We start from the raw sequence: 8,094 nt of genomic DNA on the forward strand, positions 1-8,094 counted from the left end.
GTCCCGTCTCTCATTGATGGTAATTGCCCGCCGGTCGCGCGGGCCGTGCGGGGCAGGTGGATACCACGAGGAAAGGGCTAGCCATGTTCAAGGAATTTCGGGACTTTGCCATCAAGGGCAACATGATCGATCTGGCAATCGGCGTTATCATCGGCGCCGCCTTCGGTGCCATCGTGTCATCCTTGGTCGACGACGTCTTCATGCCGGTGATCGGCCTGATTCTGGGCGGCATCGACTTCTCCAATCTGTTCATCGTGCTGTCCAACCCCAACAACATTGCCGTGCCGTCGCTGGCTGTTGCCCAGGAGGCCGGTGTCGCAACGTTGAACATTGGTCTGTTCATCAACGCGCTGGTCAAGTTTACCATCGTCGCCTTCGTGCTGTTCATGGTGGTCAAGGGCGTCAATTCCCTTAAACGCGAAGCGGCCAAGGAACCTGTCGAGGAGACCCCCGCGCCGAGCAAGGAAGAGGTCCTGCTGACAGAAATCCGCGACGCTCTGCGCGCCCGCTGATCCGATCGGGGCCAGCCCTCAGGCTGGCCTTATCTCTGTCAAGAACATAGGACCAAAGTCCATTGACAATAAAAAACTAGGCAAATATACCTAAATGCGTAGCAACGCATACGTATTGCCCGTATCGGCGCGCGGGAACACTTAGTGCAAACTACTTTATGACACGCCGCGGAGGCGGTAGCAGGGTCGAAGCGAAATATGCCAGGGCAGGGGGCACTATGAGCGAAGTCGTTTACTACCATTCCTCACCGAACCGCGACCGGTTGATTCACATCGTGGATTCCGATCGTGCGACCTGCGAGTCCTTGAGTGTGGTGTTCCGACTGGAGGGGTTCCAAACCACCTTCTCGGTAGACGCAGCCCATTTCATGCTGGGCCTTGAGCGGCGCAGCCCCGATATTGTGGTGCTCAATCTGCGGCTTGGCGAAGAAAGCGGCCTCAGCCTGTTGCGGCGCATCAAGGCGATGGGTACCAGCACGCCGGTGTTCATGCTGGCCGATCATCCCCAACTGGATGCCGCTGTCACGGCCATGAAGATTGGCGCGTCCGATGTCCTTGGCAAGCCCCTTGATACCGAACATCTTCTCGCCGATATCCGCGAAGCGTTGCAGCAGGATGTTCACCTCAACGCCATGCAGGGTCGTCGACGCATGGTCGAGGTGCGCGGCTTTTCCCAGCTCACCCCCCGTGAGCGCGAAGTGCTGCAACTGATCACCAATGGTCAATCCAACAAGGAAGCCGGTCGCGTCCTGGGCATTTCTCCGCGCACCATCGAGGTTCATCGTGCGCGGGTCATGGAAAAGCTCTGCGCCCGCAATACGGCCGATCTGATGCGGATCGTGCTGACGAGCTAGGGGGGCTGTGGCCCGCTGGCGGGGTGCCGCCAGCCATCGGGCCTGCGGCGTGGCGCCATTGCCCGGTCTGTCAGCGCCGGCCTTGCAGCAGGCGAGCCAATGGCGCCGGAAGGGCTAGCCGCCCACCGTCGGCAGCGTCAGGTCACCTGAGGTCAGCTTGCTGGCGGTGATCTTGGCGTCAGCGGGTTCACGGGGCAATTCCAGACTGGTCCACACGCTCACCAGAGCATGGCGCAGTTCGAACACCATCTCATCGGTGTGCAGGGGCGTCGGGGTGATCCGCAGCCGTTCCGTGCCCTTCGGTACGGTCGGGTAGTTGATGGGCTGGATGTAGATATTGTGCTTTTCCAGCAGCATGTCGCTGGCGGCCTTGCACTGGCGCGCATCGCCCACCATCAGCGGCACGATATGCGTCTCGGTGTCCATCACCGGCAGTCCGGCATCGGCCAGAATGGCCTTGGTCAGGCGGGCCTGACGCTGATGCATCATGCGCTCATGACCATTGCCCTTGAGGTGCTCGATCGAGGCACGGGCGGCGGCGCACAGCGCGGGCGGCAGCGACGTCGTGAAGATGAACTCGGCCGCATAGGAGCGCACGGCGTCAATGATCGCCTTGTTGGCGGTGATATAGCCGCCCATGGTGCCAAATCCCTTGGCCAGCGTGCCCTCGATGACGTCGATCCGGTCCATCAGCCCTTCGCGTTCGGCAATGCCGCCGCCGCGTGCGCCATACATGCCCACGGCGTGGACTTCGTCGATATAGGTCAGTGCGCCAAATTCCTCGGCGAGATCGCAGATCTCCTTGATCGGGGCGATATCGCCATCCATCGAGTAGATCGATTCAAAGCAGATCAGCTTGGGCCGCTTGCGATCGACCTGCGCCAACAATTCGCGCAGATGCGCCACGTCATTGTGCCGGAAAATGGACTTCTGCATGCCTGACTGACGCACGCCCTGGATCATCGAGGCGTGGTTGAGCTGGTCCGAGAAAATGACGCAATCGGGCAGCAGGCGCGCAATGGTGGAAATGCCGGCTTCGTTGGAGACAAAGCCCGATGTGAACACCAGTCCCGCTTCCTTGCGGTGCAGATCGGCGAGCGAGCGCTCAAGCTCGACCAATGGGCGGCTGGTGCCCGAAATATTGCGCGTGCCGCCGGAACCAACGCCCAGCTTGCCAGCGGTTTCCTGCATGGCGCTGACCACCTTGGGGTGTTGGCCCATGCCCAGATAGTCATTGGAGCACCAGATGGTGATGTCGCGTTCATTATCGGCGTGATCGCGATAAATGGCTTTGGGGAACTGACCGGCCACCCGCTCCAGATCGGCAAATACCCGGTAGCGTTTCTCGGTTCGCAGCGCATCAACGGCATCTTCGAATATGCTGCGATAATCCATCGAAACTTCCTTATTGTCTGTCGCGGACCGTTTAGGCGCCCGATTCCGACATTAGAAATATAGGCTGTACCGACCGATGCATTGACCCACGTCAATCTCTCGTTGCCTGCCAGGCCCACCTGTTGGGGCCCACAAATGAACCGCAACATCAGACTCGTTCTAAACTGCAAATGCCCATCTGCCAATGTGCCAGATGCTCGCAGGCAGATCGGCTTGCAGGTGTCCAAGACCTGGCGCGCAGCTGCCGCACCCTGTGCCACCGGCATTTTTACCTCGGGCTGCCAATGCTTGTCGGGTGGCAATTGTCGCGCTAAGCCGGAGGCTGGACAGCCCCGGAGCCACCATGACGCGCTTTGCCCATTATCCCAGCCTCACGAACATGCCGGTCGTCATTTCCGGCGGCGCAACGGGCATTGGCGCGAGTCTGGTGCGCAGTTTCGCCGCGCAGGGCGCCAAGGTGGGTTTTGTTGACATAGCGCTCGATGAAGGCCGTGCCCTGGCGCGCGAACTGGCCGGGCTCGGCCAGACCGCCACGTTCACTGCCTGCGACATCACCGATACCGCCGCCTATCAGGCCGCCATCGCCAGCTTTGCTGAAGCCCATGGCGACGCCCTGGTACTGGTCAACAATGCAGCGCACGATCAGCGTCACGACTGGGCCGAAATCACCCCCGCCACTTGGGACGACCGCATGGCGGTCAATCTCAAGCACGCGTTTTTCGCCATTCAGGCGGTGGCCCCGGGCATGGCCCGCGCCGGCAAGGGGTCGATCATCAATACCGGGTCGATCAGCTGGATGATCATGACCCCATCGCTGCCCCTTTACGAAACGGCCAAGGCAGCGACGCATGGACTGACCCGCGCCATGGCGCGCGAACTGGGCAAATCCGGTATTCGCGTCAACACCCTGGTACCCGGAGCCGTCATCACCGAGCGGCAGCTCAGACTCTGGCTCGATGCCGCTGCCCTCAAGTCCATTGAAGATGCCCAGGCCCTGGCAGGTCACGTCTATCCAGATGATGTCGCCCGCCTGGCCCTGTTCCTGGCCGCCGATGACAGCGCCATGATTTCAGCCCAGCAGTTTCTTGTTGATGGTGGCTGGGCCAATACCTGATTTCGTTCATCGACTGTTCAGGGACTTTCGTTCATCACCTTCCTGCCGTATTCAAGGGGCACCTACTGGCCACCAAACCGAATCCTTCAGGGGGATATTCTATGAAGTCGAAGATCTTTGTTGCGCTTGCCGCGACGCTGGCACTCACTGCCTGCACCACCACCGATCCGTATACCGGCCAGTCGCAGCTTTCCAACACGGCTGGCGGCGCGCTGATTGGCACGGGCGGCGGGGCCCTGGCGGGCGCGCTGGTCGGCGCCGCAGTTGGCGGCGACCCCCGCGTTGGCGCCCTGATCGGCGCGGGCGTTGGTGGGCTAACCGGCGCCGGCATTGGCGCCTATATGGATCAGCAGGAAGCTGAATTGCGCGCGCAGCTGCAGGGCACCGGCGTTTCGGTCACCCGCGTTGGTCAGAACATCATCCTGAACATGCCGTCCAACATCACCTTCGCCACCGATCAGTCCAACGTGCAGCCGCAGTTCAACTCGACCCTTGTGTCGGTGGCTCTGGTGCTCAAGAAGTTCGACAAGTCGATCATCGACGTCTACGGCCACACCGATAGTCAGGGCGATGATTCATACAATCTCAGCCTCAGCCAGCGCCGTGCTGTTTCGGTCGCGACCATCCTGGCCAACCAGGGCATTGATCAGCGTCGCTTCTATATCGAAGGCAAGGGCGAAATGAACCCGATCGCCTCCAATGCCACCGAACAGGGGCGCGCTCAGAACCGCCGCGTCGAGATCCAGATCGCGCCCATCAACAGGGGCTGATCCAACCATTTTCCTGCAATGAAGGCGCGGCTTCCAAGCCGCGCTTTTTAGTTTCCGGGCACTGCCGGGTCAATAACTGGCTCAGCTACGGGCGACCCCGGCTGCACATCGCTGCCCGGCGCGCCGGTCAACAATTGCATCAAAAACAGCACGGTGATGACAATTGCCAGGCCGATCAGCCCGTAGAGCCACCAATTGGTTGGGCCGGTGGCGCCGACCGTTGGTTCGTGCTCGCCAGCAACCTTGATTGCTGAATCAGGGGGGAGGTCAATGCGAGCCCCGGTTTCGTCAATCAGGGCGTCGACCTCGGCGACTTCGGGATTGGGCCGGTCGGGTGCGCGGGCCATCAGAAGTCTCCCTTCAGCACCGTGTCGGCAACCACGTTGTTTTCACTACCGCGCCGAACTTCGGCAATCGCTGTATCAATCTCGTCCGCGGAGAAGCCAACATCAGTGCCGTTGGCATTGGCGCTGCTCACCTCGGCCTTGAGCTGGTGCAGCAGGTCGATTTTTTCCTTGGCCGTAAAGAGCGTGTGGTGGGCAATTTGTTCGGGGGAAAGATTGTCCTGCCCCCCCATGCGGCTGCGCAAGCTGTCAAAAACCATGATGATCCCCTTCGTGTTCTGGTCTAGCAAAACGCCTTGGCATCCTCACGGTTCCCCCGGGCCGCGCTGGCAAGGCCCGGTCGCCGGTTTGTTCCCATCAATCTTGCTGGGCCGATCACATTTTCTGATCATGGAACCGCACGGCGGCACGTCACGTTAGCCGGTCAGACGCAACCAAGAGGAGTTCGCAAATGGCTTACGAAGACATCCGCAATCAAAACGCCGACGTCAAGGAAACCCATGACCTGATTGCCTCCGACAAGGTCGAGGGTACCAAGGTCTACGATCCGTCGGGTGAGCATATTGGCTCGATCGAACGCATCCTGGTGGAAAAACGCGGCGGCAAGGTATCCTATGCCGTGCTCAGTTTCGGCGGCTTCCTTGGCATGGGCCAGGAGCACTATCCTCTGCCCTGGTCCAAGCTGGACTATGTTGAAGACCTTGGTGGCTACCAGGTCGATGTGACCAAGGAGCAGCTCGAAGGCGCCCCGAAATACGATAATGACGACGACTTCTGGACCGCCGAGAACGGGCGTCGTGTCTATGACTATTACGGCGTCGCACCGTACTGGATCTAGCCAGTCAACGGCAGCACCGCGAGTGATGCGACCCACCGGCGCCCTATGGGGCGCCGGATCTGTTTTGCCTTATCGGAGCCCTTGATCCCGGCATGCATGGTCCGACCGGGAGCCAGGATATAGCTCAGACAAGGCAAGGAACGAAATCCCCGATAGCGAACCAAGCCAAGTGACCGTCGCGGTCTGCGGCCTCACTGCTCACCATTGTACCGAACCACGATCAGCACATCGCTTTCAGCGATGTCCGGGCGCGTACGACTGGCCTCGCTGCCATCAAGCTGCACCAATAGTGGATCGCCATTCTGCCCGCCCTTCGACAGGATCAACGCATCGGCCTGGATACCACCCACCGAGCCGGCGAGGCGAAGCGCGGCGGCATACTGGGCACCGGTGGTCAGAATGAGCGAGAAATCGCCTTCCCCGGCCTGGTAGGTCATCACGGCATCGGCCGGCAGAAACTTGCCCAACAGGTCGGCCAGGGCGCTGGCCTGCGCCGGGGTCATCGCGCCGGTCATGCCCAGATTGATGCTGCCCGCCGCCAGCTTTTGCACCATGGCACCCCAGCCAGCGACAGGCTGCTGGACGCCTGTCTCAAGACGGGATGACGTCAGCAACTGTGCCTGTGCATCGGGCTTCCGATTGCAGGCGCCCTCACCGGGGCTGGTATCCACCAGCTCGACAGTCACCGCGTTGTCCAGATGCTGGAGCGCGACGGGGAGGTCGACAACAAGGGAAATATCGCTGGTTGAGCCTGCAAAGCGCTGTGTCTGCAGCAGGTTCCCATCGAGCGAGACCCGCAGCAGCCAATCGTTGCCCGCCGCCAGGGTGCTGGCCCGAATATCGATGGCGAGACGGTCTGGTACCCTGCCCTGGGGCAGATCGGCCAGCGCATAGGGGATGGTCCAGCGCTTGGTGCCCCGGAAATTCCGCACCGTGGTATCGGTGGCCAGTTGCTGCACGCTCAACGGCCAACTCGCCAGTGCCGCAGGGGTCACCCGATCGCTGGGACGCAGGGCCACAACGGCATCGACGCCAGACGCACCCGACATTGCCACATCGCCGGTTTCGCGCAATTCCAGGGGCATGCTGGACGCTGCGCTCGCTATCAGGCGCGTCGTCTCGTGCCCGTCTGCGACCAGCTCGGTAGCAATTCCCGCGCGCCGCAGCCGCTGGGCGGCCCAGATGGCCATAGGCTGGCTGACATCGCTCAGCGACAACGCCAACGGGCTGGCTGCGGCCACGATGGCGGTCCGAGGATCGTTGATCGCCTCACTTGTGGTCACCGCCAGGGCAGATTGGGGCTCCAGACTGATCACGCTGCCCGAATTGTCTGCCTCGGTGGGGCAGGCCTGTCCGCTGCTGGTCGTGCCATGCGCGGCCAGGCCAAGTGCGACCACAGGGCGTTGTAGATCCTCATTGCTGAGCGGTACCGAGACATTGATGGTCTGTTGCGCGCTATCCAATACGATAGCCTGGCGCAGCGTGCCGTTTACCGAGATCTGCAGCACACCATCGCCGTCGTGCGCCAACTGGCTGTCAAGAACCAGATCAAGTTGGCCGGAAGTGTAACTGTCGAGCGGCGGCACGGCAAACATCACTTCGGTCGCGTCGGGAAATCCCATCAGCCCAACCCACTCACCAAATTTGGGCCGCGGCACCCGCAGAGTTACCAATGGGGTGTCGATACTCGATGTCTGGGTCTGGTCGAGACCGGGCCCGGTGGTTCCGGAAAATGCCGTCACCGTATTTCTGGCAAGGGCTCGGCCATGATCGGAGATCTCGATCAGGGTCTGCCGAAAATCGCTGCCCCGGGAATAGCTCATGGCGCCGCCGACCAGTGCGAAGCTGGTTATAGCCAGCAGGATGAGACGCCAGAGGTCGCGCATCAGGCAGCATCCAGCGCGTTGATCGTGACGTCGCGGGGAACGATGCCCTCACACTGCAGCAGGCCTGTGCGTCGCTCGCGCGTGCGGATTGGCAGATTGTCAACGATAGTGAACTGATGTGCCTCTTCGGCGACCCGCAATGCGGTGGGGCAATCCCCAGAACCGCTTTCGCCCAACAACACTGTTCTGGTCATCATAGTCACCATTCCGCCCTTCGTTCCGAGCGGGTTGCCGGACGCGCTGACACCAAAATCTCCGGCTTGTCAGTCCTCAGATCAGAGTGGCAAGATTTTCATTTGTGCGATGCGGTGCATACGTTTGATTAAATTCCTGCGCAATAGCTATTGTGAAACTTCTGCTTAACCATCGTTGCCCAAGCTG

Annotated in this window: 10 protein-coding genes; 5 read left to right on the forward strand and 5 right to left on the reverse strand. The window is 61.0% G+C overall.

Annotation, left to right across the window (positions count from 1 at the left end; all coding sequences use genetic code 11):
* The first annotated feature begins 83 nt into the window (after positions 1 to 83).
* On the forward strand, positions 84 to 512 hold the full coding sequence (mscL, locus tag Q8O80_RS13380) for a large conductance mechanosensitive channel protein MscL (protein ID WP_305580017.1): 429 nt from the start codon (positions 84 to 86) through the stop codon (positions 510 to 512).
* A gap of 218 nt (positions 513 to 730) precedes the next feature.
* Positions 731 to 1,366 carry a response regulator transcription factor gene (locus Q8O80_RS13385; protein WP_305580019.1) on the forward strand — a complete coding sequence of 212 codons (636 nt, stop codon included), beginning with the start codon at positions 731 to 733 and terminating at the stop codon, positions 1,364 to 1,366.
* 114 nt (positions 1,367 to 1,480) lie between these two features.
* Here Q8O80_RS13385 and hemA read toward each other — a convergent pair whose 3' ends face one another.
* Positions 1,481 to 2,761: a 5-aminolevulinate synthase gene (gene hemA, locus Q8O80_RS13390; protein ID WP_305580021.1), complete on the reverse strand. Its 1,281-nt coding sequence runs from the start codon at positions 2,759 to 2,761 to the stop codon at positions 1,481 to 1,483.
* A 343-nt stretch (positions 2,762 to 3,104) separates the two neighbouring features.
* Between hemA and Q8O80_RS13395 the strand changes: the two genes are divergently transcribed.
* Both Q8O80_RS13395 and Q8O80_RS13400 read left to right on the forward strand, forming a co-directional pair.
* On the forward strand, positions 3,105 to 3,875 hold the full coding sequence (locus Q8O80_RS13395) for an SDR family NAD(P)-dependent oxidoreductase (RefSeq protein ID WP_305580023.1): 771 nt from the start codon (positions 3,105 to 3,107) through the stop codon (positions 3,873 to 3,875).
* A 101-nt stretch (positions 3,876 to 3,976) separates the two neighbouring features.
* Positions 3,977 to 4,645 carry an OmpA family protein gene (locus Q8O80_RS13400; protein ID WP_305580025.1) on the forward strand — a complete coding sequence of 223 codons (669 nt, stop codon included), beginning with the start codon at positions 3,977 to 3,979 and terminating at the stop codon, positions 4,643 to 4,645.
* A gap of 47 nt (positions 4,646 to 4,692) precedes the next feature.
* Here the strand turns inward: Q8O80_RS13400 and Q8O80_RS13405 are convergent, their stop codons facing one another.
* Together Q8O80_RS13405 and Q8O80_RS13410 are read right to left on the reverse strand one after the other, a co-directional pair.
* Positions 4,693 to 4,992, reverse strand: coding sequence for a hypothetical protein (locus Q8O80_RS13405; RefSeq protein WP_305580027.1), 300 nt, complete (start codon positions 4,990 to 4,992; stop codon positions 4,693 to 4,695).
* Positions 4,992 to 5,249, reverse strand: a complete 258-nt coding sequence (locus tag Q8O80_RS13410; RefSeq protein WP_305580029.1) for a hypothetical protein — start codon at positions 5,247 to 5,249, stop codon at positions 4,992 to 4,994. Before Q8O80_RS13410 ends, Q8O80_RS13405 begins: the two co-directional genes overlap by 1 nt.
* A gap of 191 nt (positions 5,250 to 5,440) precedes the next feature.
* Between Q8O80_RS13410 and Q8O80_RS13415 the strand changes: the two genes are divergently transcribed.
* Positions 5,441 to 5,827: a PRC-barrel domain-containing protein gene (locus tag Q8O80_RS13415; protein WP_305580031.1), complete on the forward strand. Its 387-nt coding sequence runs from the start codon at positions 5,441 to 5,443 to the stop codon at positions 5,825 to 5,827.
* A 191-nt stretch (positions 5,828 to 6,018) separates the two neighbouring features.
* Here the strand turns inward: Q8O80_RS13415 and Q8O80_RS13420 are convergent, their stop codons facing one another.
* Both Q8O80_RS13420 and Q8O80_RS13425 read right to left on the reverse strand, forming a co-directional pair.
* Positions 6,019 to 7,713, reverse strand: coding sequence for a hypothetical protein (locus Q8O80_RS13420; protein WP_305580033.1), 1,695 nt, complete (start codon positions 7,711 to 7,713; stop codon positions 6,019 to 6,021).
* A complete protein-coding gene (locus tag Q8O80_RS13425; protein ID WP_305580035.1) occupies positions 7,713 to 7,910 on the reverse strand; it encodes a hypothetical protein in 198 nt (65 codons plus the stop codon). Before Q8O80_RS13425 ends, Q8O80_RS13420 begins: the two co-directional genes overlap by 1 nt.
* Between the last annotated feature and the right edge of the window lie 184 nt (positions 7,911 to 8,094).

Source organism: Devosia sp. (assembly GCF_030689745.1).
Classification (GTDB): Bacteria; Pseudomonadota; Alphaproteobacteria; order Rhizobiales; family Devosiaceae; genus Devosia; species Devosia alba.